We start from the raw sequence: 26,391 nt of genomic DNA, 5'->3' as shown, positions 1-26,391 counted from the left end.
GAAATAGGTCGCGCCGGCCGTGACGTCACCGGCGCCGGATCAAGCGCCCGCCAGGGGGTGGAGGTCGCGGACCATCTGCTTCAGCCGCTCGTCGAGGACGTGGGTGTAGATCTGCGTCGTCGAGATGTCGGCGTGGCCGAGCAATTCCTGCACCACTCGCAGGTCGGCGCCGTTCTGCAACAGGTGGCTGGCGAAGGCGTGGCGCAGGACGTGCGGGCTGATCCGGTCGGTGCGGATGCCGGCGGCGGCGGCCACCGCCTTCAGGTCGCGGGCGAAGGCCTGGCGAGTGAGGTGGCCGGTCTCGCTGTCGGCGGGAAAAAGCCAGGGCCCGGGCGCCGTCAGGGTGGCGAGGTGCGCCGCCATGGCACTGCGCGCCACCTCGGTCAGGGGAACGAGGCGCTCGCGCCCGCCCTTGCCGCGCACCACCAGGAAGCGCTCCTTGGTCGAGCCGGCGGCCCGCGGCAGGGCGACCAGCTCCGAGACGCGCAGGCCCGTGGCGTAGAGAAGCTCGATCAGGCAGTGCATCCGCCCGGCCCGCGCCGCCTCGGCCGGGTTCGGCGCCTTGGTGGCGGCCTCCTTGGCGACCGTGAGCAGCCGGTCGACCTCCGCGACCGAGAGCACCTTGGGCAGGCCGCGACCGCGCTTCGGCCCGGAGACCGGCGCGGTCGGGTCGTCCTCGAGCAGGCCTTCCGCGTACAGGAAGCGGTGGAAGCCGCGCACGCAGGAGAGCCGGCGTGCCGCCGAGGTGCTCTTGAGGCCGCGCGCCTCCAATTCGGCGAGGTAGGCCCGGATGCCGGCGGGCTCGACGGCGCCGGGATCAAGCCGCTTCCCGGCCAGGTAGGCGAGGTAGTCGTCGAGGTCGCGCCGATAGGCCGCGAGGGTGTTGGCCGCGGCCCCCCGCTCGGCGGCCAGCATGTCGAGATAGGCGTGCATCAGGCCCTGCGGGCCCATCGCGCTCATGTCACGCCGCTCATTTCGGCTGGAGCTTCGCGTTCGGGATGGTGACGGAGATCTCGCGCGGGGTCGGCTCGACGAAGGTGGCGAGCGCGAACATCGCCGCGAAGGCGAGCCCGGCCAGGATCGCCACCACGGCCAGAAAACGGAAGAGGGTCGGCACGTCGGCAGGGCCCCGGGACTACGCGTGACAACGAGTGGCGCGGACATGGAGGGCCGCGGCCGCCTTGGCCGTCGGTTCGACCACGTGGTGTCCCGGGAGGCAAGGCCGCGCGGGCCCGCCCCGGCGGAATGCCGGCGGCTGTTGCGCGGGTGCCGAGGCGATCGGAGGAGCCAGCACGGGAGCGGTCATGGGATGGGACGCTCATGGGAGGGGACGCTCATGGAACCGGTGGGTTTCACCGATATCCGCCGTTTCGCCCTGCGCGAAAAACAGGCTAAAGAACGCCGCATGAACCAGCGTCCCCCTCATGAACAGTCGATCGAGTCGCGCGTGCGCCGGGGTCTCGGCCTGCGCTCGATCGTGCTGGTCGGGCTCATGGGCGCGGGCAAGAGCACCGTCGGCAAACGCCTGGCGGGGCGCCTCGGCCTGATCTTCAAGGACGCCGACCACGAGATCGAGGCGGCGGCCGGCCTGACCATCCCGGACATCTTCGCCATCTACGGCGAGCCGAGCTTTCGCGATGGCGAGGAGCGGGTGATCGCCCGCCTGCTGCGCGAGGGTCCGATGGTGCTCGCCACCGGCGGCGGCGCCTTCATGCGGCCGGAGACGCGCCAGCGCATCGGCGAGGCCGGCGTCTCGGTCTGGCTCAAGGCGGAACTCGACGTGCTGATGCGCCGGGTGCGCAAGCGCCCCGGGAGGCCGCTGCTCCAGAACGAGGACCCCGAGGGCACGATGCGCCGGCTGATGGACCTGCGCCATCCCGTCTATGGCGGGGCCGACGTGGTGGTGGTGTCCCGCGACGTCTCCCACGACCGGGTGGTGCAGGACGTTCTGGAGGCCCTCGACGCCTACATGGCGGGGGATTCGGGCGATCCGGCCGGCGACCTCCCCGGCCCCGCCCCCCTCGACGGCCCGGGATCCGGCGGCCCGCCCGAGCCCGCCAGCCACGGCCTCGCCGCGCAATAGCCGTCCCCGCCCCCGATCCCCGGATGTGAGACCCGTGCAGACAGAGACCGTTCACGTGCCCCTGGACGGGGGCCGGGCCTACGACATCCTGATCGGCCGCGGGCTGCTCGCCGGGATCGGACCCCGCGTCGCCGCGCTCAACGCCCGGGCCGTCGCGGTGGTGAGCGACGAGACCGTGGCGGCGGAATACGGCGAGGCGGTCACCGCCTCGCTGGCGCAGGCGTCGTTGCGCACTGCCCTGATCACGGTGGCGCCGGGCGAGGGCTCGAAGAGCTATGCGGGCTTCGCCCAGGTCTGCGACGGGCTGATCGCCCACCGGATCGAGCGGGGCGACCTCGTCCTGGCGCTCGGCGGCGGCGTCGTCGGGGATCTGGCAGGCTTCGCCGCCGCTTCCTTACGCCGTGGCGTACGCTTCGTGCAGGCGCCGACCACGCTGCTGGCCCAGGTCGATTCCTCGGTCGGCGGCAAGACCGGCATCAACTCGCCCCACGGCAAGAACCTCGTCGGCGCCTTCCACCAGCCGAGCCTGGTCGTCGCCGACACCGCCTCCCTCGACACGCTTTCCCTGCGCGAGATGCGCGCCGGCTACGCCGAGGTGGCGAAGTACGGGCTGATCGACGATCCCGACTTCTTCGCCTGGTGCGAGGCGAACCTCGCCGAGATCTTTTCCGGCGGTCCCGCGCGCGAGGCCGCGGTGGCCTCCTGCTGCCGCGCCAAGGCCGGGGTGGTGGTGCGCGACGAGCGCGAGGACGGCGAGCGGGCGCTGCTCAATCTCGGCCACACCTTCGCGCACGCCCTGGAGCGCCTGACGGCCTACGACTCCGCCCGCCTCGTCCACGGCGAGGCCGTGGCGATCGGCCTGTGCCTCGCCTTCCGGTTCTCCGCCCGGCTCGGCCTCTGCCCGGGCCAGGATGCCGGCCGGGTCGCCAACCACCTGGCGATGGCCGGGCTGCCGACCACCCTCGCCCAAGTGCCGGGCGGCTGCGGCGACGCCGACCAGCTCCTCGACGCCATGCGCCAGGACAAGAAGGTCCGCGACGGGGCGCTCACCTTCATCCTGGCGCGCGGGATTGGGAAGAGCTTCATCGCCCCGGGGATCGATGCAGGGGCTGTGCGGGAATTCCTGGTGACGGAGCTGGGGTGAGGCGGGGCGAGAACGCCCCCGCCCGACGATCGACGTCGCAGGCGCTCAAAGCTCCATCAAGTCGCGGCCGACGACGATCTCGCCCTTGAAGTGCGGCCGCACGGCGTCGCGCCAGACCTCGTCCGTGATGAACGGGTAGCCGCCCGGCACGAAATGCGACAGGACCAGCGTCCTGACGCCGGCCTCGGTCGCGACGCGCCCGACCTCCGCGGTGGTCGTGTGGCTGGCGATCAGGTGCTCGCGCAACGTCGTGGCGTTGGGCTCCGTGGCGATCAGCTTCTCGAGCTCGGGCAGGTACATCACCTCGTGGACGAGGATGTCGGCCCCCTTGGCGAGCGCGATCAGGTTCGGCGAGAAGCGGGTATCGCCCGAGATCACGATCGACCGGTCCGGGCAGTCGAACCGGTAGGCGAAGGCCGGCTCGACCGGCGGATGCTGCACCAGGGCGGCCGTCACGGTGACGCGCTCGTCGCGCATCACGGGGCCGGGCCCGGTGATCTCGTGCGGCACGATCAGGTCGGCGAGGGCCGGGCGGCCCTCGTCGGCCATGCGGGTCTTGATGTCGTACTCGTTGAGATCGAGGAACTGGCGCGTCATCCGGGCGAGCGGCGGCGGTCCGTAGGTGTCGACGCGGTGGGCGAGGTCGGTCGCCCAGGCGAGCAGCAGCACGTTGCCGTAATCGGCATTGTGGTCCGAATGCTGGTGGGTGAGGAACACCGAGTCGAGCGAGCCGAGCTTCAGCTTCGCCAGTACCATCTGCCGGCCGGTCCCGTTGCCGGCATCGACCAGGTAGGTATGCCCGTCGACCACGATGGCCTGGGCCGGCGCGGCCCGGTTCGGCTTCGGCGTCGGGCCCCCGGCGGTGCCGAGGAGCACCAGGCGCGAGCGGCGCGCGGCGGGTGCGGGTCCGGCCGATTGCGACGCCGCACCCTTGACGGAGAGGATCGCGGCCAGGGCCGCCGTGCCGCCGAGGATCATCCGTCGTGTCGGGGAGCGATCGTCTTTGGTCGTCATGGGGTCCACCAGCGGCAGCTTTCGCCAATCGTCCGCTCGTCCAGCACCGCGCTCCTCCCGTCAAGGCGGTGCGCGGGGTCGAGCCGCGATGACGAGCCGGGCGATGCGGGCCGTGGGCCCCGTACCGCACGCGGCCTTGCGCTGGATCAAGGCCCCTGCCCTTGCCGGGGCCGACGATCCCGTCTCCCGCGGACGGAGACAGGCCATGCGCGAGTACCTCGTGACCTTCCACAAAGTCGTGCTGGACGACACCGGCCATGACCGGCGCGTTCTTCAGCAGCAGGCCGTGGTGTCCGCGCCCTGCGAGACCTCGGCCCTCGCCCTCGCCAAGACCCGCTTCTGCGAGGCGGCCGGCATCGTCGATTGGCGGCTGCGAGCGGACAGTTGCGACGTCGCGGTCCTGTCCGAACGCGCCGCTTGAAGAGACCGCGACGAGCCACGGCCGCGCCGCCGCCATGAAGGGGAAGGCATCCTGTCGGACGCCGCAATTCCGACCCGATGAGGCATGGCGGATCGCCGTCCGGCCGGGCCGCCAAGCATCATTCCGCCGGCCGCGGACGGCCGGTGCCGAGGTGGTCACCGGTTCGGCGGCGAAAGGATGCGAAACCAAGAAGCTGAGCAGAGTTGCGCTATGCAACTTTGATGAGAACCAACCGGAGTGCTCGCATGCCATTCGCCAGCATCATGGTCGCCGTCGATCTCACGCAAGCGGCGCGCGAGCGCCTGCGCCTCGCCGGTCATCTCGCGGACGATCTCGGGGCCGGCCTGATCGGCATCGCGGCGGGCGAGCCGCCCTTCGGGGTCCCCCCGGTCGGCCCGACGCTCGGGAGCAGCTACGCCCTGGCGGCCGCGACCGAGATCGTCATGAACGATCTGACGCGGGCGCAGGCGGTCTTCGAGACCGAGACGGGCGCGCGCAAGCGCGTATCGTGGCGCTCGGGCCTCGCCCCCTCGCTGCCCTTCCTGGTCGCGCAGGCCGCCGCGGCCGACCTCGTCGTGGTCGGCCGCCGGGAGGACCCGGCCTCCTTCCCCTTCGCGATCGATCCGGGCGACCTCGCGATGCAGCTCGGGGGACCGATTCTGGTGGTGCCGCCCGGCATCGACCATCTCGAGGCCCGGCGCGTCCTGATCGGCTGGAAGAACACCCGCGAGGCCCGCCGTGCGGTGCGGGACGCCCTGCCGCTCCTGCGGCGGGCCTCCCAGGTCGTCATCGCGTCGGTCGATGACGGAAAGCCGGCCGGCACGCAGGATCTCGTCGGCCTCCTGAGGGACCATAGTATCGCCACGCGGGTGGTGGCGCCGGACGCGACCGGCGTCACCACCGCCGAAGCGCTCGTGGGTGCGGCGGCGGAATGCGGGGCCGACCTCATCGTGGCGGGCGCCTACGGCCATTCGCGTCTGCGCGAATGGGCCTTCGGCGGGGTCACCCGGGACCTGCTGGCCCACACCCCGGTCTGCTGCCTGATGAGCCACTGACACGGATTTCGAAGGGACGCGCCCGGACACCGCCGCGATACGCGCGAGCCTGCATCCCGATCCGGCCACCGGGCGCATCGCCCGACGGCCGGCCATTCCTCAATGCGCCATCAGGATCGGAACCGGGCAGGAGCCCAGCATGGCCTGCGTCACCCCTCCGAGCACCGTCTCGGCCAGGAGCGAGCGGACGAAGGCGCCCATCACGATCATGTCGGCCCCCATCTCCGTCGCGTGCCGGCGCAGCACGCCCGCGACGTCTCCGTCCCCGGCCGGCAGATCGGTGACCGTCACGGCAACGCCGTGATGCGCCAGACCGGGGGCCACCTCCACCCCCGGCACCGCGTGCGACAGGTCCTTCTCGCCGGTCACCGCGACGATCTCGACGCGTTCGGCCAGGCGGAGGAACGGCAGGGCGTCGTGCAGGGCGCGGGCGGCCTGGGCGCTGCCGTCCCAGGCGACGAGGATGCGGCGCGCCGCGAAGGTCTCGCAGCCCGGCGGGACGACGATCAGGGGGCGGCCGCTCTCGAACAGCAGGGTCTCGATCAGGCCGCGATCGACCGTCAGGCTCCGCGGCGCCGCCTCGATCACCGCGAGATCGTGGAGGCGGGCCTGGGCCGCGAAGCTCGCCAGCAGGCGGTCAGAGGAAAGGTGCTCGGTCTGCGTCGTGCACAGGATGCCGGCAGCGGCCGCATCGCCCCGGGCCCGCTCGGCCACCTCCTCCGCCAGCTCCCGCAGCCGCCGGTTCTCGGCGGCGACGACCATGCCGACGAAGCGGCTGATCCAGGCATGCGGCAAGACGAGGCGGACCGAGACTGCCTGGACGGTCACCCGCGCCTGCGCCTTCTCGGCGAGCGACAGGCCGTAGGCGAGCGCGCCAGACGGGGTTTCGTCGTCCAGCCGCTCGGTCAGGGCGATCAGGATGGTCCGGAGGTTCTCGATCATGGCCGCCCCGCTCGCGTCCGATATCATGAGTGTAAGCAGACTTGCATCGACAGGACAACGCTTTGTCCGCCTAGTTTGGTCGCGCCGCAGGTTTTGATCGTAAAACCAGCGGCCAGTCTCGCAAAATATGCTTAGCAGACAGGCTTCGCGCGCACATTGCGATGGATCAACAGGGCAATCGGGTGAATGCGGGAGGTGACAAGGACCGGAAGCTCTGAATCGGTCGTCCGCCACGACGTGGTTTAGGAGGCGGGCGATGGACGAGGCGAGCGAGCCGGTAGCGGCGGTGTTCGAGGCGACGGTGTTTCTCGATCATTTCGCGGACCTGCCCGATCCGCGCCAGCCCGGCAAAGTCGCCTATCGCCTGGACGAGGTTCTGCTGCTGGCGTTGCTGGCCATCCTGGCGGGGGCTGAAGGCTTCACCGATATCGCCCGGTTCGGTCACACGAAACTCGACCTTCTGCGCCGATTTCTGCCGTTCCGGAACGGCACGCCGAGCCACGATCATCTCGGTGACATCTTCGCGGCGCTCGATCCCGTCGCATTTCGACGCTGCTTTGCGGCCTGGGCCGCGACGCTGACGCAAACGCCGCTCGACGTGATCGCGATCGACGGCAAGACCTCGCGGCGCTCGGGCCGGGCCGGTGCGCGAGATGCCCTTCACGTCGTCTCCGCCTTCGCCGCACGCCAGCGGTTGGTGCTGGCCCAGACCAAGGTGAGCGGAAAGTCCAACGAGATCGCGGTAATCCCGGCCCTGCTCGACCTCCTGTCGATCGAGGGGGCGATCGTCACCATCGATGCGATGGGCTGCCAGCGTGCCATCGCCCACAAGATCCTCGACAAGAAGGCCGACTATGTCCTGGCGCTCAAGGGCAACCAGGGCACGCTGCACGAGGACGTCACGCTCTTCGTCGAGGAACAGAAAGCTCGGGACTTTGCCGATTGCACCGTCAGCACGCACGAGACCGTCGAGGGCGATCACGGGCGGATCGAGACCCGGCGCGTGACTGTCATCCATCAGGTCGCCTGGCTCCAGGCGCGCCACGCCTGGCCGGGGTTGAAGAGCCTCATCGTCGTCGACAGCACCCGTGACTTGAGCACCCGTGACCCGGTAAACAGGATCGAGCGTGAGACGCGCTGCTATCTGACCTCGTCACCGCTCGGCGCCGACCGCCTCGGGCCTGCCGTCCGGCAGCATTGGGCGATCGAGAACGGCCTGCATTGGATCCTCGACGTCACCTTCCACGACGATCAGTCTCGCATCCGTACTGCTCATGCCCCCGAGAACATGCTGACGGTCCGCCACATCGCGGTGAACGTCGCAGCCCGCAAAAAGGGCAAGGATTCCATGCGCCTCGCCCTCAAAACCGCAGGCTGGGACGACGACTACCTCGTCAGGCTCGTCGCACCATGACCCTTCACCCGATTGCCCTGGATGGATCAACACGTTGCGGTGGATCAACGACGCGCCGGCCGATCGGTCATAGCGTCATGTCCAGCGCAGTCGATCGGGGGCCAGCAGACGATGACGGTCCGGATGCGGACGGGCCAGGCCGCGCCCGGCATCGACGCGGCCGCGGCCGGGGGGACGGTCGCGCGCGACATGGCGTTCCTTGCTCCGGACGCGGTCGCCGCTGCCCTCGCCGTCGATCCCGCCACCGGACTGGACCCGGGCGAGGTGCGGGCCCGGGCCGCGCGCTGGGGTCCGAACGCGTTGCGCGCCCGGCCGCCCGTTCCGGCCTGGCGCCGGCTGCTGGCGCAATTCGCCGACCCGCTGGTCCTGCTGCTCATCGTCGCCGCAGCGGTCTCGGCCGGATTGTGGCTCCGGGAGGCGGCGGCGGAGGGCCAATCCGGCCTTCCCTTCGAATCGCTCGCCATCCTGGCCATCGTGCTCCTCAACGCCGCGATCGGCACCATCCAGGAGGCCCGGGCCGCGCAGGCCGTCGCGGCCCTCCGGCGGATGTCGGCGGCCCGGGCCCGGGTCATCCGCAATGGGACGCGCCAGGAGATCCCGGCCGCGGAGCTCGTGCCCGGGGACGTCATCCGGATCGAGGAGGGCGACGCGATCCCGGCCGATGCGCGTCTGGTCCGGGCGAGCGCCCTCCTGACCAACGAGGCCGCCCTGACGGGCGAGAGCGTTCCGGTGCCCAAGGGCGCCCATCCTGAGGACGCCCTGCCCAAGGATGCCCTGCCCAAGGATGCCCTGCCCAAGGACGCCCTGCCCAAGGATGCCCTGCCCAAGGACGCCCTGCTCCTCGATCGCCGTGCCGGAGGCGAGACGGATCCGGCCGAGCCCCGCACCATGGTGTTCAGCGGCACGACGGTCAGCGCCGGGCTGGGCCTCGCCATCGTGACGGCGACCGGGATGCGGACCGAGCTCGGACGCATCGCCGGCCTGCTGGAGGAGACGACGGACGAGGTCACGCCGCTCCAGACCGAGCTCGCCCGGCTCGGGCGGCGCCTCGGCCTCGCGGTCCTCGCCATCGCCGGCGTGCTGGCCGTGACGATCGTGCTGGCCGATCACATCCGGACCCTCCCGGCCCTGCTCGACACCCTGATCCTGGCGGTGGCCCTCGCGGTCGCGGCGGTTCCGGAAGGCCTGCCGGCGATCGTCACCGCGGCGCTCTCCCTCGGCATGCTGCGCATGGCCCGCAGGCGGGCGATCGTGCGCCACCTCGCGGCGGTGGAGACCCTGGGCTCGGCCGACGTGATCGCGTCCGACAAGACCGGCACGCTCACCCGCAACGTGATGACGGTCCGGACCGTGGTGACGGCGAGCGGACGCAGCACGCCCGGCGGTCCCCCGGCCGGCCCCGACGGGCCGCTCCGCTCCGAGCTGCGGCAGGCGCTGCTGGCGGGGGCGCTCGCCAACGACGCCGTCCTGCAGGAGCGGGAGGGCGGCGTGGCCATCCAGGGCGACCCCACCGAGGGCGCCCTGCTCGTCGCAGCGCGGACAGCCGGCCTCGGCGCCGAGGCCCGCCGCTTCGTCCGCCTCGCGGAGATCCCGTTCTCGTCCGAGCGCCGGCGGATGAGCACCCTCCTGCGCGAGACCGGGGGGCCGTCGTGCCTCGTCGCCGTGAAGGGGGCGCCGGACGTCGTGCTGGCGCGCTCGTCGCGCGAGCGCGTCGGCGGGCGGGACCGGCCGCTCACGCCGGAGCGCCGCGACGCGATCCTCGCGGCGAACGCCGCGCTCGCCGGGGACGGCCTGCGGACGCTGGGCCTCGCCCACCGGGCCGTGCCGGAGGGCGAGGCCACGGCTCCGGACGACCGGATCGAGCAGGATCTCGTCTTCCTCGGCCTCGCCGGCATGAGCGATCCGCCCCGCCCGGAGGCGCGCGAGGCGGTGGCCCGCGCCAGGGCGGCCGGCATCCGGAGCGTCATGATCACGGGCGATCACCCGCGGACCGCCGCGGCGATCGCGGCCGAGCTCGGCATCGCCTCCGACGGCACGGCGCTGACGGGGGCGCAGATCGACGCGATGGCGCCGGGGGCGCTCGACGAGGCCGTGCGCCGCGTCTCGGTCTATGCCCGCGTCGCTCCCGCCCACAAGCTGCAGATCGTGCGGGCGCTGCAGCGCAACGGCCTCGTCGTCGCCATGACCGGGGACGGCGTGAACGATGCGCCCGCCCTGAAGGCCGCGGAGATCGGCATCGCCATGGGGGTGACCGGCACCGACGTCTCCCGGGAGGCGGCCGACATCGTGCTGGCCGACGACAACTTCGCCACCATCGTGGCGGCGGTCGAGGAAGGACGGGCGATCTTCGCCAATATCCGCAAGGTCCTGCGCTACCTGCTGTCGTCGAATCTCGGCGAGGTGGCGACGATGGCCCTCGGCGTCGTGCTGGCCCCGCTTCTCGGGCTCGCCGCCGGCCCCGGCGAGGTGGTGCTGCCGCTGCTGGCGACCCAGATCCTGTGGATCAACTTCGTCACCGACGGCGCGCCGGCGCTCGCCCTCGCGGTCGATCCGGTGGACCCGGCCGTGATGAAGCGGCCCCCGCGCCCCCGGGGCGAGGGCGTGCTGACCGGCGCGATGGCGTGGAGCCTCTCTTTCATCGGAATCGTGACCGCCGCCTGCAGTCTGTTCGTGTTCGACGCCTGCCTGCCCGGCGGGCTCGTCGCGGGCAGCGGCACCCTGGCCTACGCGCAGACGATGACGTTCACGACTCTCGTCCTGTGCCAGCTCTTCAACGTGTTCAACGCGCGCTCCGCGGAGGCGAGCGCGGCCGACGGCCTGTTCAAGAACCGCTGGCTCTGGGGCTCGATCGTGCTGTCGCTCCTGCTCCAGGTCGCCGTCGTCTACACGCCCGTTCTCCAGCAGGGCTTCTCGACGGTGGCCCTGAGCCCCGGCGACTGGCTGTTCTGCGCCGGCGTCGCGAGCGCCGTCCTGGTCCTCGAGGAGCTGCGAAAGGCGGTCGCCCGCGCGAGGCGGTCCGCCGCTCCGGGTGCCTGAGAGCGGCCCGGTGCGGATCCGGGAGCCGGGCGCCCTCGTCGGGATTTCGCAGGACCGGCCCGCAGGACCGGCCCAGCCGTGGTCGCCCCCGGCGCCGGAGCGCGATATAGGCCGGGCCGGCACCGGATCCCCGTGCCTGCCCGGAAGAGGTCGAGGTCATGCCGGACGCGCCCATCATCTACGCCAACACCCTGATGGCCTTGAGCCTGCGCCGACCCGGCATCCTGCAGGTGACCCTCGGGACCGCCGGCTTCAGCGGCGACGACGTCGAGGCCGCGGTGCGGCTCGCCGTGCCCGAGGATACCGCGGTCGAGCTGGTCGAGGCCCTGGTCGAAGGATTGCAGGCCGCCGCCGAGGAGGACGAGGACGACGAGGCCCCGGAGCCCTACGAGGCCTCGGTCGGCGACGTCGCGACCGCGGGACTGCTCGCCACCACCCTCGCCACCGCGATGGGCGACGCCCTCGACCTCCTGGCCACGCGCCCCGACTTCCTCGAGCGCCTGACCGAGATCGAGGAGCGCGCCGTGCTGACCACGCGCAACTCCGTCTCCGAGGGCGTCTCCGTCGACGACGAGGCCAAGGCGGTGCGCGACACCGTCGCGGTGCTCCAGAGCCTCTTCGCCCAGTGGCGCAAGGACCATGTTCCGCCAGCGCCCCCGCCCTCCCCCGAGGCCCCGTCGCCCGAAGCCCCCTCGCCCGAGTCTCCCTCACCCGAGTCTCCGTCGCCCGAGTCTCCCTCACCCAAGTCTCCCCCGCCAGACATCCCGGCGCCCGGGGACGACGAGCCGAAGGCCTGAGGGCCGGCCGGGACGATCGCGGCGCGGCGCGCTCACCTCATCCGGGCGCTCACAGGAGGCTTGAGCGCCCGCCCGGCTCGCGGGAGAGGCGGAGCCGCACCACGACGCCGAGGGCGCTTCCCGCCCCCAGGGCGGCCAGCGATCCCGCCTCGTGGACCGCGTCGTCGCGGACCAGGATCAGGACCAGGCCGCCCGCCAGGAGAACGGCCGCGAAGGCGGCCGCACGCAGGCGGTGCCGGCTCCCCTGGGCGACATGCAGCGCGAGCCAGCCGCAGACGAGCCCGAATCCGGCGCTGCCGATGGGGCCGAGCCAGGTCATGGGTCACCGTCGCGGGGTCACGGCACAGAACGCGCCGCGTACACGACCTTGTCGCGGTCGGCGGCGCGCCAGGCCCAGTTGACCGTCTTCGCCCGCTCGCCGACGCCGCCGAGCCGTCCCCAATACGCCGTCGGGTAGAGCCCGCGGGCCAGCGGTCCCGCCACCACCACCACCACGTGCCCATGCGCCGATGGCTCCTGCTGATCGCCTCCCTTGAGGCCGCCGACGACGAACAGGCCCTGGTCCGCCGCGATCTTCGCCTCACGGCCATCGACGAGCGCCTGCCATTCCGCGCCCTTGATCCGGTCGACGATCGCGTTCGCGTTGCCGTCGAGGGCCATGCCGAGGGCGGCCGCGACGTCGCGCACGAAGGCGCTGCAATCGCCCTTCGTGGCCGGCCACTCGTCCTCGCAGGCCCGGATGATCCGCTCGGCTTTGGCGTCGACGGCCTGGAAGCTCTGGACCGAGAGGGCGCTCGCCGTCGCCGATGGAAGCCCCGGCGGGAGCCCCGTCGGGACCGCGAAGCCCGATGCGGGCGGCGGCGCATCGCCCGGGATGTAGATCGGCTCGGCGGGGCGCGTCCGGCGCCCGTCCAGGAACCAGTCACTGCTGAAGTTCTGGCTGCGGCGCACCAAGGCGATCAGCACCAGGAAGTAGCCGAAGAACCCGAGTGCCAGTCCCAGGCCGTAGGCGCCGAAGAGCGCCGGGTCCTTGAACAGGACGGTGACGACCCCGCCGCCGATCACGCCGACCACGGTGGTCAGATCGCCGAGCTGCACGTCGCTGCGGCGATACCGGTTGATGTAGTAGACGTACCAGCCGACGAGCGCGCCGAAGCACGTCGCCCCAAAATACGCGATCATCTCCGTCCTCCGCCTCGCCCGTCGAGCATCCCGCGCCGCGCCGCGGATAGGCGCCCCGGGAGTGCGTCGGCCATTTGATCCACTCGCCCTGCGTTTCAGTTGACGCCGCACGTCACATGCGCGACGCGGGATGTCCGGCAATTCGAACGGTAAGGACGGCTGACCGATCGTCGATTACCGCCAATTGAGATGACGATATCCGATTGACTTGACTGCGTCGATAGGTCCTAATGCGTAAAATTACGCTTTTTGTCGACTAATCAACCAGTCAGAGGGAGCGCCATGGCCTGGTATCCTCTCGCCATCCAGACACCGTTTCCCGGTATCGGCAATTATCGCGACGGGCCCTACAAGATCATCCACCACACGACTGAGGGAAGTTCGGCAGCCGGAGCGATCGCGACATATAAGAAGACGGGCAGCTATCCGCATTTTACCGTTGATCAGGACGTCGTCTACCAGCACGTCGATACCGAGACCGCGGTCACGGCGCTGGAGCATCCCGCCGGGACGCCGGAGACCAACCGAAGCCACGCGATCCAGATCGAGCTCGTGGGCTTCGCCGGCAGCGCCAAGTCGCCGACCTCGCTCGCGACCCTGGCGGCGCTCTGCCGTTGGCTGGAGCAGCGGCACGGCATTCCGGCCGAATGGCCGAACGGCCTGCCGAAGCCGGCGGTCCACGGCCGCGATCCCGGGGGGCACAACCGCGATGTCGAGCACTGGACGACCCGGGGCGGCCATTACGGGCACAGCCAGGTTCCCCACAACAGCCACTGGGACCCGGCCTATACGGCGGAGGAGGTCGCGGTCGTGATGGGTCCGGCCAGTGGAGCGCCGGCGGATGCCGTCGCGGCGGCCCTCCTCGAGGGCGAGCCGGCGGCGCTGCCCGCCATGGCCGAGTTCAGCGGGCCGTCGGCCGCGGAGGCACCGGCGACGACCGGGTATGTCGGGGCGCTCGTCGCCGTCGCGACCGCCGAGCATGCGGCCTATCACGGGATCGCCGAGACGGACGAGCCGCTGCGGTCGCGGATCGACACGTATTGCCGCGGGATCGGCATCGCGCCGCCGGGCGACGTCACCACGTTCCCGTGGTCCGCCACCTTCGTCTCCTGGTGCATCAGGACAGCCGGGGCGTCGCGGAGCGAGTTCGCCTTCTCGGCCTCCCACGCAGTCTTCGTGAAAGCGGCGATTGCCAATGCCGATGCGCGGCGAGGCGTGTTTCGCGCCCGGGCGATCAACGAATACGCCCCGAAGGTCGGCGACCTGATCCACCGCAACCGTTCCGGCGGCGCCGTCACCTATGCGGAGGCGCGGGAGCGCTCGGACTACCCGTCGCATAGCGCGATCGTCGTCGAGATCGGCGAGGACCGCACCGGCCGCTACGCGGTGACGATCGGCGGCAACGAGAGCGACTCGATCCGGCGGACCCGGGTCTCGCTGCGGGCGGACGGCAAGGTCGCGCAGTCCGAGGCCAACCCGTATATCTGCGTGGTGCAGGACCTCAAGGTCGAGGCGGAGACGCAGGCGCTCGTCGCCGAGGCGGCCCGGGCCGGGGACACCCGGCGCCTGGACATGGCGCAGATCATCGTGAACTACGAGGCGCGCCGCGACGGCCAGGGGCGGCTCGAGGTCTATCGCTTGCCGCCCGACGACGGCGGCGGCCGCTACGAGGTCGCCGGGATCAACGAGCGCTTCAACAAGGCGGTCTGCGACGACCTGGTGGCCCTGGTCGAGAGCGGCCGGCAGGCGGAGGCCGAGCGCCGCGCCGTCGCGTTCATCGCGCAGGACACGGACCTGGCGGCGGAGTGGACGTCGAACGCGGCCGTCGAGTTCTACCTGCGCGACTGCGTCTTCAACCGCGGGACCCGCGGCGCCGCCTGGATCCTCCAGAGGGCCGTCGGCGTCGCCACCGATCAATCGGTCGGACCGGAGACCCGCGCCGCCGTGGCGCGCGCGGAGACCGAGCCGCAGCGGCTTCTCGCCGATCTGCGCTCCGCCAGGGAGGCCTACGAGCGCCGGCGGCGCGACGAGACGAGCCGTTTCTGGAAGGGCCTCGTCAACCGGTGGAACAAGGCGCTGGCCGATGCCCGCCGGTTCCTGCCGGAGGACGGGGCGGCGCGGCCCGACGAGGTCGTCGAAGCCGCGCCCGAGCCCCGGCCGGCCTTCGAGCCGCCGCCCGAGCCAGGGAGAATGGAGGTCGTCGCCGAGGCGAGGGCCTTCGCCCCGGCAGATGCGGCCGCCCCGGCGATGCCGGCGCCGGCCGTCGTCATCGGCCGGAGCGACGTCGGCGACGCGCTCGTGGGGATGCATCGGGAGCTCGAGGCGAAAATCTTCGCCCGTCCCGCCGCGGCCGCCTTCGCGCTCGACGGCGCCACCGAGCCGCCCGAGCCGCACCGGGTCGTGGTCGGCGTCGGCATCGGATCGGCGCATCGCGACTTCGAATCGGTCGGCGCGGCCGGCCCGGGCGCCCCGGTCCTCAACGTCTACGTCACCGAACCGATGGGGATGGACGCCGCCAAGGCGGTGCTCGTGGACCATCTGGGGATGCGATCCATGATCTCGGACCGCGAGCGGGTCAACGTGATCAAGTCGGGGCCGATCGAGGCGCATGCCCACACCCATCTGGCGCGGCCCTCGCCCTGCGGCATCTCGGTCGGGCATTTCAAGGTGTCTGCCGGCACCCAGGGCGCGCTCGCGCGCGGCCGGTCCGGCGCGCGCCAGAACCGCCTCTTTATGCTGAGCAACAACCACGTCCTCGCCAACCGCAACGACTGCCAGGCCGGCGATGCCATCCTGCAGCCCGGTCCCTACGACCTGGCTCCGAATGCCGCCAACCAGGTCGCCGTGCTGGAGAGGTGGGTTCCGCTCGACTACGCGGCGGACGGCGTCAACTACGTCGATTGCGCGGTAGCCTGGTGCTGGCCCGACCGGGTGCGCGAGGACTTCATCTACCGGAACGGGGCGGACTGGGCCTACTTCGCCGTGGGAAGCCAGCCGGTCGAATCCCGGGAGGACCTGGTCGTCGGCAAGTCCGGCCGGACGACCCAGCTGACCTCCGGCCGCATCATCGACGTGAACGCATCGATCCAGGTGAATTATGGCGGCGGGCGCGTGGCGAATTTCCGCGACCAGATCACCGTCAAGGGCAACGACGGCAAGACCTTCAGCCAGCCCGGAGATTCAGGCTCCCTGATCTGGACCTGGGGCCAGGGCCGGTCGCCGGTCGGACTCTTGTTCGCCGGTGGCACCGAGCTTACCTTCGCGAACAAGATCAGCCACGTCCTCGACGCGCTCGACATCGCTCTGTTCCCGTGAGCGCCGAGGCGCCGGGGCGACCACAGGGGTCGCAGCCATGTCCAGCGACGTCATCTTCGAAGGCGGGCCGGTTCCGTACCGTCCCAAGCAGGCAGTGTCGGCAGCGCGACAGGAGGCCGAGACCGTGCTCCGGCAGATCCCCGGCGTCCAGGGCGTCGGCGAAGGCCGGGACGGCATCGGCGATCCCGCCTGGATCGCCTATGTGCGCGACGATCACACCGCCCGCCAGCTTCCGGCCCGGATCGGCGACCGGCGGGTGGTGGCCGAGACCTCCGGCGAGATCGGCATCCTGCCGGTCGGAGGGGCCTGACAGCGCAAGCGCCAGCCGCCGGGACGGTCGCGATCCGATGGAGGGCGTCGCGATCCCGGAGTCACCTCGGTGCTGCTCGACCATGACGGCTGGGTCGGCTTCGCGCAGCACCCGGCCGGGTTCGGGCGTCTTCTCGGCTACGGCGTGATGATCGCCGGGGTCGCGCTGATCTCGCTGTCCTGAGCCTCAGCGCCAGCCGCGCGGGTCGTGGGTGCTCCGCAGGTCCTGCGCGTCGCGGCCCGCGACCGGCGGCATCTGCGCGGTGAAGGCCGGCGCGCGGCTCGTCCCCGGATCGACCGTGTTGATGTCGGCAAGCAGCATGGTCGCCACGGAGGCACCGAGCCCGGTGATCACGAAGACGTAGATCACCGCGCGTGGCGCGCCGAAATGCCGGATGATCAGGGCGATCGAAACGGCGACGGCCAGGAAACCGACGGCACTGTGCCACATGTGAACACTCTCTCCCGGGGCGGGACACATTTTCCCGCGCGCAGGAGGGTGGTGCGAGCGGCATGCCGACAGGGTCGCGTGGTTAACGCAACGTTACCGAGACGGGCAAGCCTCGCCGTCGCGCGCCACCGCCGCTCCCGGCGCATTGCTGAGGGCCGGCCCCGCACGGCCGAGGCGCGTTCCCCCGGTGCCCGTTCGGCCTTATGACGGGCGCGTCCGCTCGTCAGGAATCCCCATGCGCCAGCCCTCCGACTCCCTCGCACTCGGCATCATCGGCGCCGGCATCATGGGCGAGCGCATGCTGAACGCCGTCCTCGGGCAGGACGGGGCCCCGGTCCGCGTCGCCGCCCTGTGGGACCCGTCGCCGGCGGCACGGGAGCGCATCGCCGCGCATTGGCCCTCCATCCCCCTGGTGGCGGATGCCGCCACGGTCGTGGCGGCGAGCGACTGCGTCTACGTCGCGTCCCCGCCCGCCTCGCATCTCGGCCATGCCCGGGCGGCCCTGGCGGCGGGGCGGAGCGTCTTCTGCGAGAAGCCGCTCGCCGTCGATCTCGCCGAGGCCCGCGCCTTCGTCGCGATGGCTGGCGGCCGCGGGGCGGTGAACTTCCCGTTCGCCTCCTCCCTCGGGGTCGCCACCCTGGCGCAATGGATCGCCGAGGGCGCGGTCGGCACGAAGCCGCGCCTGACCATCGAGGTCGCCTTCGCCCGCTGGCCGCGGGGATGGCAGGCCGATGCCGCCGGCTGGCTCGACGCGCCGCAGGAGGGCGGGTTCACCCGCGAGGTGGTGTCGCATTTCCTGTTCCTCAGCCGCCGCCTGCTCGGGCGCCTGCACGATCTGCGGGGGCAGGCGCGGTTTCCGGAGCCCGGCCGGTCCGAGCGGGCGGTCGATGCCACGTTCCAGGCCGGTGCCGTGCCGGTGGTGCTGCGCGGCCGGGTCGGCGGGACGGATCTCGACGATCACAACACCTGGACGCTGGAGGGCGAGGCCGGTGCGGTCCGCCTGCGCGACTGGGCGATCGCCGAGCGGCGGGGATCGGATGGACGCTTCGCACCCGCCCCCGACGCGATCCCGAACGAGCGCGCCCGCCCCATCGCCCTGCGGCGCCAGCTCGAGGGCGTGGTGCGGATGACCCGTGGCGAAGCCCATTCCCTCGCCACCCTGGCGGAGGCGCTGGAGGTGCAGGAGGTCGTCGAGGCCATCCTGGCCGGGAACAGCGCGGGCGGCTGAAGAGCCGGACATCGCGTCACACCCTGACGCCTGCCGGGCCAGTCTGCCGCGACGGTGGCTCGCGGTCCGGCCGCGCCGCTCGCCCGCACCCGAATGCGGGTAGGTCCCTGTGATCCCAACAGAATCCCATTCGCTAGTCGATTTCCGGCATGGTTCAGGACAACCCTCCGAATCACCCCGGTCACGTCATGACGATCCGCGTCGAACGACTCTGACCTTACGGGATCGGTAGTCCTCCGCGACTGAAACTCCGTCACGTCACGCGTTATCTCTAGGGCGGCCCGTCGATCATCGTCCCGAATCTCTTCCGTGCCGCGGAGGATGGGACTGGATGATCTCGGCGCGGGATCGCTCCGGCCCATCATGACGGGCGGTGTTCGTCCCGCAGCGGGTCCGCAGCGGAGATCGAGTTGGGAGAGATGGGGATCAGGACGGGACGATTCGGCCGGAACGGCGTGCGCGGGTGCCGGCGATGAACGCCGGCACGGCCCCTCTGCGCGTCCTCGTCGCCCATAACCGCTATCAGGTCCGCGGCGGGGAGGATGCGGCGGTGGCCCGCGATTGTGCCGCCCTCGAACGGGCGGGCTGCGCGGTCGAGGCAATCTTCCTCGACAACGAGGCGATCGATTCCGGCGTCGCGCGGCTGCGGGCGGCCGTTGCGGCGACGCATGCGCCGGAGGGCATTGCCCGGGTGATGACGGCGGCCCGCCGCTTCGCGCCGGACGTGGTCCACGTCCACAACTTCTTCCCGCTCCTCTCGCCGGGCATCCACGCCGCGGCGAAAGCCGTCGGCTACGCCACGGTGCAGACGCTGCACAATTACCGCCTGGTCTGCGCCAACGCCTTCCTGATGCGCGATCGTGCGCCGTGCGAGCTCTGCGTCACCGGCTCGCCCTACCAGGCGGTGCGGTTCGCCTGCTATCGCGGCTCGCGGATCGGCTCCCTCGCGGTCGCCCGGATGATCGATCATCACCGCCGGGCCGGGACCTGGCGGCGGGATGTCGACCGGTTCGTGGCGCTCACTCCTTTCGCCCGCGGTCGCTTCGTCGCGGCGGGCATCGCGGGAGACAAGATCCGCATCCGCCCGAACGGGCTGCCCGATCCGGGGCCGCCCGTGGAGGGCCCGCGGCAGGGCTTGCTCTTCGTGGGCCGGCTCAGCCTCGAGAAGGGCGTGCTCGTCCTTGCCGAGGCCGCCGCCCGGGCGGCCTTGCGGGTCACGGTGATCGGCGAGGGGCCGCTCGCGGGCGCGCTCGCCGGCCACCCGAGCCTCGACCTCAAGGGCGCCCTCCCCCCGGATGCGGTTCAGGCCGCGATGGCGCGGGCCGCCGCCCTCGTCGTGCCGTCGCTCTGGTACGAGGGCCTGCCGATGGTGGTGGCGGAGGCCTTCGCGGCGGGCACCCCGGTCGTCGCCTCGCGCATCGGGGCGCTCGCCGATCTCGTCGACGCGGGCACGACGGGGCTCCTCGCCGAGCCGGGCGATGCGGCCGACCTCGCCGGCGCGCTTGCCCGCATCGCGGGCGACCCCGCATCGGCCTCCGCCATGGGGCGGGAGGCCCGCGCCGTCTACGAGCGGGAATGGCGCGAGGACGTCACCACCAGCGCCCTCCTCGACATCTACCGGGACGCCGTCGCCGCCCGCGCGGCCGACATTCCCCTCGCCGGAACAGGAGCCTGACCCCTTGGCACACGATCCCCTCGTCCCCTCCTTCATGATCGGCGGCGTTCCGGTCTCGGCCACCGACATGGCGGGGCTTGCCGGGGCGGTCGGGCGCCGGCTCGGACAGCCCGGGCCGCCCCAGCCCGGCACCTTCGTGGTGTTCCGCGACGCCCACGGGTTGGTGCGGGCGCAGAAGGACGCCGCCCTGCGGGCCGCCCATCACGACGCCCTGCTGGTGGTCGCGGACGGCCGCCCCTTGAGCTGGATCGGCCGCTGGCGCGGCCTCACCACGATGCGGCAGGTGCCGGGAATCGAATCGGTCGAGGCCCTGTGCCGGGCCGGCGCGGATCAGGGCTGGCGCCACTACTTCCTCGGCGGGGGCGAGGGCGTCGCCGACCTGCTGGCCACGACGATGCGCGCCCGGGTGCCCGGCCTGCAGGTCGCCGGCGTCGAGACGCCGCCCTTCCGACCCCTCGACGCCGCCGAGACAGAGGCGATGCGTGCGCGCATCCGTGCCTCGGGCGCGCAGATCGTCTGGGTCGGCCTCGGCACGCCGAAGCAGGAACTGTTCATGGCCGCCCACGCCCCGCACCTGCCGGGCACGATCGCGATGGGGGTCGGCGCGGCCTTCGATGTCGCCACCGGCCGCATCCCGCGGGCGCCGCGGCTGCTCCAGGTCGCCGGGCTCGAATGGGCCTACCGCCTCGCCCGCGAGCCGGGGCGCCTGTGGCGGCGCTACCTCGACACGATCCCGCGCTTCCTCCTGATCGCGGCGCGGGACGCGATCAGCGCCCGAAAGGCACCCCGGTCGACGACCGGCGCATCCGGCCGGACGGGATCGTCGGCAGCCTGAGCCCGGCCCCCTCGGCGAGCCCGGCGAAATCCGCCGGGTCGTGCGAGGTCCGCGCCAGCGTTTCCAGATCGGCGCGGGACTTCGCCGGGCTGCGGTTGCGGGCGAGCGTCTGCTCGGCCGCCTGGCCGCCGTCGATGAAGCGCGGCGGGTCGCTCAGCACCAGCACATTGTCGGTGATGGCGTTGCCGGTCGCGACCGCCGGGCGGTCGTAGAGCAGGCCGGGGAGCCGCGGATAACGCGCCCGCCAGACCGCAGATTCCACCGGCATCGCCGCGTAGGCGGCGCGCAGCTCGGATTGCGGGTCGCTCACCGCGTCCCTGGCCCAGGTTTGCCCTCGGGAATCGACGTGGATGGCCGGGCTCGACGCGACGAAGACGTTGCCTTCGATCGTGTTGTCGCGCCCGCCCCCGAGGAAGACCGGCTGGTCGACCCGCAGGAAGAGGTTGCCGGTGACGGTGAAGCCGCTCGCCATGTCGTCGAGGTAGACGCCCTTCACCTCGGTGTCGGCGCCGCCCCGGATGTCGTGCAGGAAGTTGCCGGCGATCACGCTGCCCCGGGCGGTCCAGTCGCGCCCGGCATAGATCGCGCCGGTATCGGTGGCGCCGGCGAGCAGGTTCGCGATCTCGTTGCCCGTCACCCGGTGGTCGTTGCCGCGGATATGGACCGCGTAGGCCGGCGAATCGTGGATGTCGTTTCCCGCGACCTCGGCGCCGACGCCGTCGAGGGCGACGGCCGGGTGCTGCGTCGGCTCCCGCCGGGCATAGGCGGTGAGGCGGCTGTCGCGCAGGAACAGGCCGCCCGGGGTGAGCGTGCGGCGCTCGCCCCCCGACAGGATCACCGCCTCCGCGCCGGTCCCGGCGATGTCGCAGCGTTGGAGCCCGCTGGCTGACGCGCCCGTGATCACCGCCCCGCGGCCGCCGGCGAGAGAGAGCACGCTGTCGGCGATCACCACGTCGTGGCCGCCGCGCACGCTCACGAGGTCGCCCCGGGCCATGGCGAGGCGCAAGGACTCGATCCGGAGATGCGAAGCGCCCTCGACCGAGAGCAGCGTCTCGGCCACCGACACCTCGACCGCCTCGCCGCCCCGCGGCCAGGCGAGCAGCGTCCCGCTCGTCGCGTCGCGCCACCAGGTACCCGGCCGGTCGAGCCCGGCGAGCAGGTGGACGAGGCGGATCGGCGCGCTGGCGCGGATGCCCTCGTAGGGCGTGCGGTCGAGGGTGAGGCGCGCTCCGCTCCCGTTCTGCGCTGCGCGCATGACCGGCAGCGCCTCGAACAGCCAGCCCCAGCGCCAATACCCTTCGGCCCACAGGTCGGGCTCGTCGCGCAACGCGTTCGGCGGCAGGTTCGCCAGGGTGAAGGCCGGTCCGTTGCCGTCCTCCGCCTTCGCAAACCCCTCCGCCGGCCAGCGCGCCGGGTGCAGCGCGCCCTCGCCGTCGAAGACCTCGAAGGCGGGGGGCGAGGGCTGGCCGTTGAGGACGATCGGGGCCTGGATCCGCGCCGCTTTTCCCAAGGCCGGAGGCAGCCGGTAGGCCCGCACCCGGCCCCGCGCCGCCGCCGGCAGCCGGGCGGCCAGCGCCGGATCGAGTGGGACCGGCGTGAGGCGCCGGGTGCCGACGAGGCTTGCCGACCCGTCGGCCGGCCCGCGGATCACCAACGGCACCCCGGCGCTGCCGCCGTCCTGGGCTCCGAACCGCACGGCACCGCTGAGGCGGTGCGTGCCGGAGGAGAGCGCGACGGTGATCGCCGAGCGGGGGTCGCGGGCGCGACGCCGGCGCGCCTCGGCCACCGCCTCGGCGAGGGTGGCGACGCCGCCCGGCTGAGGCCGGGTCCCCTCGGCCGCGACCGGGATCTCGATCGGCGCGGCCATCGCCGGGAGGCCGACGAGCAGAGCGGCGGCGTGGAGCAGCAGGGGCCGCATGGTCGGGGTCTCTCGGAGCTTGTCGGGTTCGGGTCCGCGGGATACCGCCCCGTCGCGCCCCGTGTCACGCGGGAGAGCCCGGCCCGGTCCCGCTACATCGCCCGTTTCGGAGCGGCTTGCAGGAAGTCCTGGAGCGGCTGCTTGTAGAACTTGGCGAAGCCCGTCGTGCCGTGGCCGGAGGTCTCGGGGCTGGCCGGGATCATGTACAGGCGCCCGCTCCTGAGGCGCTTCATCTCGCGCTCCATGATCCCGGTCTCGGGCGGGTTGCGCTCGTCATCCGCGGAGTTGATCGCCAGGACGGACGCTTCGATCCTCTCGAGGCCCGGAGACGGATTGTAGCCGCGCGACGACTCCCACTGGTAGATGTAGTCGTTGGCATCCGCGTTGAACGGTGCCGCCAGGCGGGCATCGACGAGCTTGTCGGCCAGCTCACCGGTCGGCCCCTGCTTCTGCAGCGCCAGCGTGCCGCCGCTGGTGGCCAGGGCGAAGAAGACGTTTGCGACCCGCAGCGCGGGCGGCTGGGTCGTGTACGCGCCATCGGCATAGGTCGGGTCGCGCCGGATGGTCTCGGTCAGGAGCCGGCGCAACATCCAGTTGCGGCTCCCCATCTCGCTCGGCTGCGACGCCATGGGGACGAGGGCGTCCATGAAGTCGGGATGCGTCACGCCCAGGATCCAGGCGTGCATGCCCCCCATCGAGTTGCCGATGATGAGCCGGACATGCTTGAGGCCGAGATGCTCCTTGAGCAGCCTGTACTGCGCCTCGGCCATGTCGTCGTAGTTGTACTTCGGGAATTTCGTCTTCAATCCGTCCGACGGCTTGGACGATTGCCCATGGCCGATCGCGTCCGGGAGGATGATGTAGTGTTTGGCCGCGTCGAGCGGCTGGCCGGGACCGAACAGCTCGCCGGCGAATCCGGGAGTCAGCATGCTGGCGGCCGAACCGGTGGTGCCGTGCAGGACGACCACCGGTTCTCCCTTCGGATCTCCGACCGTGGTGTAATGCAGGCGCAGCTCCGGCAGGACCTCGCCGGTGTGGAACTTGAAGTCCTTGATCGTCCAGTCCCCCGCCTTGGGCGCCGGGTAGTCTGCGGCGATGGCGGCGAGAGCAATGAACGACAAGGCCGCGCCCGCGGTTGCGGTCCGCAGCAGCTTCAGAACTCGCATCAGGCTTCCTCCCCAGCATGGATTTTTGTTGGTATGGCCGGGCGAGTATCGCGTCCCGAGCGTCACTGGGCAACAGGCGGGCGATCAACCTGGATGGTGGGCCGCCGGCCCGCCATGCGTGAGGAGCGAGCCCCGCGCGGAGAGCCTGAAATGCTCCCGGTCCCCGCTCGGGACGGTCGAGCTGATGGGAACCGGACCCTGCCCCTCTCCGACGGAAAGGGGGAAAGGTGCCACGCCTCCGACGGGCTTGGACCGCCCGCCTATTCCCGCAGGTCCGCATCCGTGACGACCACCCGGGCCCGGCGGGCCGGTCCGATCGCCTTCAGGGCGCGGTCGACCGCCGCGAGGCGGCCGCGCCGGGCGCTGACGGCGAGGAGGAGCACCGGGATGCGCTCCTCGGCGATCAGGCGCTCGGTCACCACGTCGCCGCCGACGAGGCCGAGATCGACCACGACGAGGTCGGCCTCGCTGCGCAGGAGCGCGTCGGCGAGGGCGCCGGCGAGGTCCCGCGGCAGGTCGGACGGACGGGGCAGAACCCGCAGGCCCGAAGGCAGCGTCACGAGGGCGTCGCCCAGGGGCGCGCGGGCGCGCAGGAGCCCGGCGAGATCCCGGGGCGCCGCGGCGCCGAGGTCGCGGGTGAGCAGCCCCTTCGGATCGGCATCGACCAGGATCACCCGCTCGCGGTCGGCCACCGCCGAGAGCGCGAGGGAGCGGGCCAGCACCGACTTGCCGGCCCGGTCGTCGCCCGCGGTGACGAGGACGACCAGGGGGGTGGCGCCCGACCGGGTACCCGGTTTGGTGCCCGGCTCGGCAGCGAGGCGGTGGCGCAGGCGCGCCAGCGCCACCTCGTAGGGCGTGTCGCCCCGGGCGGTGCCGAAATCGGCCCGCAGGGAGGCGGGCCGGGCGGCCTTGCGGGGCGCCCGCGGCAGGGCGTCGAGGCCGGTGCGGCCGAGATGGCCTTCGAGGCGCCGGCGCGAGCGGACGCGGCCGGCGAGCAATTCGAGGCCCAGGCCCCCGACGAGGCCGAGGCCGAGGCCCGCCACGACGGCGGCGACGAACACCACCGGCGTCGGCGGGCCGATGCGCTTCTCCGGCGGCGAGGCCGGCGAGATGATCCGCGAGGCGGAGGTGTCGAGGCGCTGCTGCTCCTGCAGTTCCCGGGCCCTGACCAGGAAAGCCTCGTAGACCGCCCGGCTCGCCTCGACCTGGCGCTCCAGCTCGCGCAGCTGCACGAAGTCGTCGCCGACCTTCAGCGCGTCGGCCTTGCGCCGCTCCAGGGTCGAGGCGAGGACGCGGGCGCTCGCCTGGGCGGCCTCGAAATCGTTGCGGCTCGCCGCCGCGATGCGGCGGATCTCGGCCTCGATCGCCGCGCGCAGGGCCTTCTCCTGCACCACGGCCGCCATGTAGCTCGGATGGCGCTTGCCCAAGGTCTCCTCGGCATCGGCGCGCAGGCGCTCGATGCCGGCGAGCTGCCCGCGCAGGGCGGTGATGGTCGGGTTCTGGACGATCTCGCTGACCGATTCGGAGCGCCCGCCGGCGAGCACGCCTTCGACCTGGCGCAGGCGGGTGCCGGCATCGAGGGCCTTGGCCCGGGCGGCGCCGAGCTGGTCGCTGAGCTGGGTCAGCTGCTGCTCGCTCACGAGCTGCGAGCGGGTGCCGACGATGTTGTGCTTCGCCCGGAATCCTTGAGCCTTGTCCTCGGCCCGGCGCAGGGCCTCGCGCAGCTCGGCCAGACGCCCCTCGATCGCCTCGCCGGCCCGGCGGGTCGTGTCGGAGCGGGTCGCGGCGTCGCGGGCCAGGTAAGTCTCGGCGATGCCGCGGGCCAGCCGCGCGGCCTTCTCGCGGTCCTCGGAGGTGACGCCGAGCTCGACCACGAAGCTGCGCTCCAGGCGCCGCGCGCCGACCCGGTCGCGCAGGATCCTGAGCGCCGTCAGCCGGGGCTCGGCCGGCGGCTCGGTGCGGCCGGTGAGACGCGCGATGAAGCCCTTGATCGCGCCGATCAGGGTCTCGCGGCCCTGGAACTCGGGGTCCCGGGCGAGGTCGAGCCGGTCGACGGCGCGGCCGAGCACGTCGTCGGAGGTGAGGACCCGGAGCTGGCTGTCGACGAGGAGGAGGCTGGCGTCGCTCGCCTGGTCCGGCGGGGTCAGCCCGTCCTTGACCACCTGCAGCCCGCGCGGATCGATCAGGATCTGGGTCGAGGCGGCGTATTGCGGCGGGTTCAGCTGCGTCCAGGCCGCCGCGGCGCCGAGGCACAGCAGGACGGGCAGCAGCACGGTGAGCCAGCGCAGGCGCACGGTGCGCAGGATCTCCCGCGGGTCGAGGAACCAGGGCTCGCGCCCCTCCTCCCCGCGCGGGGCCGCGCCGATGAGCAGCCCGCTTCGGACATTCTCGACCATCGTCATGATG

23 protein-coding genes are annotated in these 26,391 nt (G+C 72.3%); 13 read left to right on the top strand and 10 right to left on the bottom strand.

Translation table 11 applies throughout. The features are described 5' to 3' along the window. Positions 1-39 precede the first annotated feature (39 nt). Both DA075_RS26780 and DA075_RS26775 read right to left on the bottom strand, forming a co-directional pair. Positions 40-960: a site-specific tyrosine recombinase XerD gene (locus DA075_RS26780; protein WP_099955813.1), complete on the bottom strand. Its 921-nt coding sequence runs from the start codon at positions 958-960 to the stop codon at positions 40-42. A gap of 10 nt (positions 961-970) precedes the next feature. After that, the gene (locus DA075_RS26775; RefSeq protein WP_048433578.1) at positions 971-1,117 is read right to left on the bottom strand and encodes a hypothetical protein; all 147 of its coding nucleotides are present in this window, start codon (positions 1,115-1,117) and stop codon (positions 971-973) included. Between the two features lie 288 nt (positions 1,118-1,405). On the opposite strand from DA075_RS26775, the gene DA075_RS26770 reads away from it, so the two are divergent. Further along, positions 1,406-2,083, top strand: a complete 678-nt coding sequence (locus DA075_RS26770) for a shikimate kinase (RefSeq protein WP_232386778.1) — start codon at positions 1,406-1,408, stop codon at positions 2,081-2,083. Positions 2,084-2,117: 34 nt separating this feature from the next. Next, positions 2,118-3,227 carry a 3-dehydroquinate synthase gene (gene aroB, locus DA075_RS26765; RefSeq protein ID WP_099955812.1) on the top strand — a complete coding sequence of 370 codons (1,110 nt, stop codon included), beginning with the start codon at positions 2,118-2,120 and terminating at the stop codon, positions 3,225-3,227. A 45-nt stretch (positions 3,228-3,272) separates the two neighbouring features. On the opposite strand, the gene DA075_RS26760 is transcribed toward aroB, so the two are convergent. Further along, positions 3,273-4,241, bottom strand: a complete 969-nt coding sequence (locus DA075_RS26760) for an MBL fold metallo-hydrolase (RefSeq protein WP_210207001.1) — start codon at positions 4,239-4,241, stop codon at positions 3,273-3,275. A gap of 205 nt (positions 4,242-4,446) precedes the next feature. Between DA075_RS26760 and DA075_RS26755 the strand changes: the two genes are divergently transcribed. Further along, on the top strand, positions 4,447-4,662 hold the full coding sequence (locus DA075_RS26755) for a hypothetical protein (RefSeq protein WP_099955810.1): 216 nt from the start codon (positions 4,447-4,449) through the stop codon (positions 4,660-4,662). A gap of 245 nt (positions 4,663-4,907) precedes the next feature. Beyond that, positions 4,908-5,717 (top strand): universal stress protein, encoded by an 810-nt coding sequence (locus tag DA075_RS26750; protein ID WP_099955809.1) that lies wholly within the window; start codon positions 4,908-4,910, stop codon positions 5,715-5,717. A 99-nt stretch (positions 5,718-5,816) separates the two neighbouring features. Here DA075_RS26750 and DA075_RS26745 read toward each other — a convergent pair whose 3' ends face one another. After that, a complete protein-coding gene (locus tag DA075_RS26745; RefSeq protein WP_099955808.1) occupies positions 5,817-6,659 on the bottom strand; it encodes a universal stress protein in 843 nt (280 codons plus the stop codon). A 256-nt stretch (positions 6,660-6,915) separates the two neighbouring features. Between DA075_RS26745 and DA075_RS26740 the strand changes: the two genes are divergently transcribed. From DA075_RS26740 to DA075_RS26730, 3 genes are all read left to right on the top strand, one after another. Continuing rightward, positions 6,916-8,073 carry an ISAs1 family transposase gene (locus DA075_RS26740; protein WP_167456062.1) on the top strand — a complete coding sequence of 386 codons (1,158 nt, stop codon included), beginning with the start codon at positions 6,916-6,918 and terminating at the stop codon, positions 8,071-8,073. A 123-nt stretch (positions 8,074-8,196) separates the two neighbouring features. Continuing rightward, positions 8,197-11,109, top strand: coding sequence for a cation-translocating P-type ATPase (locus DA075_RS26735; RefSeq protein ID WP_244936359.1), 2,913 nt, complete (start codon positions 8,197-8,199; stop codon positions 11,107-11,109). A 158-nt stretch (positions 11,110-11,267) separates the two neighbouring features. Further along, on the top strand, positions 11,268-11,906 hold the full coding sequence (locus DA075_RS26730) for a hypothetical protein (protein ID WP_099955806.1): 639 nt from the start codon (positions 11,268-11,270) through the stop codon (positions 11,904-11,906). A 49-nt stretch (positions 11,907-11,955) separates the two neighbouring features. On the opposite strand, the gene DA075_RS26725 is transcribed toward DA075_RS26730, so the two are convergent. Further along, positions 11,956-12,225 carry a hypothetical protein gene (locus DA075_RS26725; RefSeq protein ID WP_099955805.1) on the bottom strand — a complete coding sequence of 90 codons (270 nt, stop codon included), beginning with the start codon at positions 12,223-12,225 and terminating at the stop codon, positions 11,956-11,958. Between the two features lie 17 nt (positions 12,226-12,242). Next, positions 12,243-13,088: a hypothetical protein gene (locus tag DA075_RS37210; protein WP_210207000.1), complete on the bottom strand. Its 846-nt coding sequence runs from the start codon at positions 13,086-13,088 to the stop codon at positions 12,243-12,245. A 282-nt stretch (positions 13,089-13,370) separates the two neighbouring features. On the opposite strand from DA075_RS37210, the gene DA075_RS26710 reads away from it, so the two are divergent. The 3 genes from DA075_RS26710 to DA075_RS26700 all read left to right on the top strand — a co-directional run bounded on the left by DA075_RS26710 (position 13,371) and on the right by DA075_RS26700 (position 16,896). After that, a complete protein-coding gene (locus DA075_RS26710) occupies positions 13,371-16,403 on the top strand; it encodes a DUF2272 domain-containing protein (protein WP_099955804.1) in 3,033 nt (1,010 codons plus the stop codon). A gap of 37 nt (positions 16,404-16,440) precedes the next feature. After that, complete coding sequence (locus DA075_RS26705) at positions 16,441-16,713, top strand: hypothetical protein (protein ID WP_099955803.1); 273 nt, start codon at positions 16,441-16,443, stop codon at positions 16,711-16,713. A gap of 69 nt (positions 16,714-16,782) precedes the next feature. Further along, a complete protein-coding gene (locus DA075_RS26700; protein WP_108394329.1) occupies positions 16,783-16,896 on the top strand; it encodes a DMT family transporter in 114 nt (37 codons plus the stop codon). Positions 16,897-16,899: 3 nt separating this feature from the next. Here the strand turns inward: DA075_RS26700 and DA075_RS26695 are convergent, their stop codons facing one another. Beyond that, entirely contained in the window at positions 16,900-17,163 is a 264-nt protein-coding gene (locus DA075_RS26695) for a hypothetical protein (RefSeq protein WP_099955802.1), read from the bottom strand. A gap of 235 nt (positions 17,164-17,398) precedes the next feature. Here DA075_RS26695 and DA075_RS26690 point away from each other — a divergent pair, with 235 nt between their 5' ends. The 3 genes from DA075_RS26690 (at position 17,399) to DA075_RS26680 (ending at position 20,901) form a co-directional block, all read left to right on the top strand. Beyond that, positions 17,399-18,391: a Gfo/Idh/MocA family protein gene (locus DA075_RS26690; protein ID WP_099955801.1), complete on the top strand. Its 993-nt coding sequence runs from the start codon at positions 17,399-17,401 to the stop codon at positions 18,389-18,391. Positions 18,392-18,863: 472 nt separating this feature from the next. Next, positions 18,864-20,066: a glycosyltransferase gene (locus DA075_RS26685; protein ID WP_244936357.1), complete on the top strand. Its 1,203-nt coding sequence runs from the start codon at positions 18,864-18,866 to the stop codon at positions 20,064-20,066. Positions 20,067-20,070: 4 nt separating this feature from the next. Then, on the top strand, positions 20,071-20,901 hold the full coding sequence (locus tag DA075_RS26680) for a WecB/TagA/CpsF family glycosyltransferase (RefSeq protein WP_099955800.1): 831 nt from the start codon (positions 20,071-20,073) through the stop codon (positions 20,899-20,901). On the opposite strand, the gene DA075_RS26675 is transcribed toward DA075_RS26680, so the two are convergent. The 3 genes from DA075_RS26675 to DA075_RS26665 form a co-directional block, all read right to left on the bottom strand. Next, positions 20,834-22,819, bottom strand: a complete 1,986-nt coding sequence (locus tag DA075_RS26675; protein ID WP_099955799.1) for a right-handed parallel beta-helix repeat-containing protein — start codon at positions 22,817-22,819, stop codon at positions 20,834-20,836. The genes DA075_RS26680 and DA075_RS26675 overlap by 68 nt on opposite strands. Positions 22,820-22,911: 92 nt before the next feature. After that, complete coding sequence (locus DA075_RS26670; protein ID WP_099955798.1) at positions 22,912-23,985, bottom strand: alpha/beta fold hydrolase; 1,074 nt, start codon at positions 23,983-23,985, stop codon at positions 22,912-22,914. Between the two features lie 260 nt (positions 23,986-24,245). Next, the gene (locus tag DA075_RS26665; RefSeq protein ID WP_099955797.1) at positions 24,246-26,387 is read right to left on the bottom strand and encodes a GumC family protein; all 2,142 of its coding nucleotides are present in this window, start codon (positions 26,385-26,387) and stop codon (positions 24,246-24,248) included. Positions 26,388-26,391 lie beyond the last annotated feature (4 nt).

Source organism: Methylobacterium currus (assembly GCF_003058325.1).
GTDB classification, from domain to species: Bacteria; Pseudomonadota; Alphaproteobacteria; order Rhizobiales; family Beijerinckiaceae; genus Methylobacterium; species Methylobacterium currus.
This window is presented reverse-complemented; position numbering and strand designations above follow the sequence as displayed.

Bases quoted from the DNA above. Each gene is read 5' to 3' on its own strand.
- DA075_RS26665 (WP_099955797.1), bottom strand. From the start codon at position 26,387: ATGACGATGGTCGAGAATGTCCGAAGCGGGCTGCTCATCGGCGCGGCC.
- DA075_RS26740 (WP_167456062.1), top strand. From the start codon at position 6,916: ATGGACGAGGCGAGCGAGCCGGTAGCGGCGGTGTTCGAGGCGACGGTG.
- DA075_RS26675 (WP_099955799.1), bottom strand. From the start codon at position 22,819: ATGCGGCCCCTGCTGCTCCACGCCGCCGCTCTGCTCGTCGGCCTCCCG.
- DA075_RS26735 (WP_244936359.1), top strand. From the start codon at position 8,197: ATGCGGACGGGCCAGGCCGCGCCCGGCATCGACGCGGCCGCGGCCGGG.
- DA075_RS26730 (WP_099955806.1), top strand. From the start codon at position 11,268: ATGCCGGACGCGCCCATCATCTACGCCAACACCCTGATGGCCTTGAGC.
- DA075_RS37210 (WP_210207000.1), bottom strand. From the start codon at position 13,088: ATGATCGCGTATTTTGGGGCGACGTGCTTCGGCGCGCTCGTCGGCTGG.
- DA075_RS26750 (WP_099955809.1), top strand. From the start codon at position 4,908: ATGCCATTCGCCAGCATCATGGTCGCCGTCGATCTCACGCAAGCGGCG.
- DA075_RS26755 (WP_099955810.1), top strand. From the start codon at position 4,447: ATGCGCGAGTACCTCGTGACCTTCCACAAAGTCGTGCTGGACGACACC.
- DA075_RS26745 (WP_099955808.1), bottom strand. From the start codon at position 6,659: ATGATCGAGAACCTCCGGACCATCCTGATCGCCCTGACCGAGCGGCTG.
- DA075_RS26725 (WP_099955805.1), bottom strand. From the start codon at position 12,225: ATGACCTGGCTCGGCCCCATCGGCAGCGCCGGATTCGGGCTCGTCTGC.
- DA075_RS26695 (WP_099955802.1), bottom strand. From the start codon at position 17,163: ATGTGGCACAGTGCCGTCGGTTTCCTGGCCGTCGCCGTTTCGATCGCC.
- DA075_RS26760 (WP_210207001.1), bottom strand. From the start codon at position 4,241: ATGACGACCAAAGACGATCGCTCCCCGACACGACGGATGATCCTCGGC.
- DA075_RS26685 (WP_244936357.1), top strand. From the start codon at position 18,864: ATGAACGCCGGCACGGCCCCTCTGCGCGTCCTCGTCGCCCATAACCGC.
- DA075_RS26705 (WP_099955803.1), top strand. From the start codon at position 16,441: ATGTCCAGCGACGTCATCTTCGAAGGCGGGCCGGTTCCGTACCGTCCC.
- DA075_RS26780 (WP_099955813.1), bottom strand. From the start codon at position 960: ATGAGCGCGATGGGCCCGCAGGGCCTGATGCACGCCTATCTCGACATG.
- DA075_RS26690 (WP_099955801.1), top strand. From the start codon at position 17,399: ATGCGCCAGCCCTCCGACTCCCTCGCACTCGGCATCATCGGCGCCGGC.
- DA075_RS26670 (WP_099955798.1), bottom strand. From the start codon at position 23,985: ATGCGAGTTCTGAAGCTGCTGCGGACCGCAACCGCGGGCGCGGCCTTG.
- DA075_RS26710 (WP_099955804.1), top strand. From the start codon at position 13,371: ATGGCCTGGTATCCTCTCGCCATCCAGACACCGTTTCCCGGTATCGGC.
- DA075_RS26770 (WP_232386778.1), top strand. From the start codon at position 1,406: ATGAACCAGCGTCCCCCTCATGAACAGTCGATCGAGTCGCGCGTGCGC.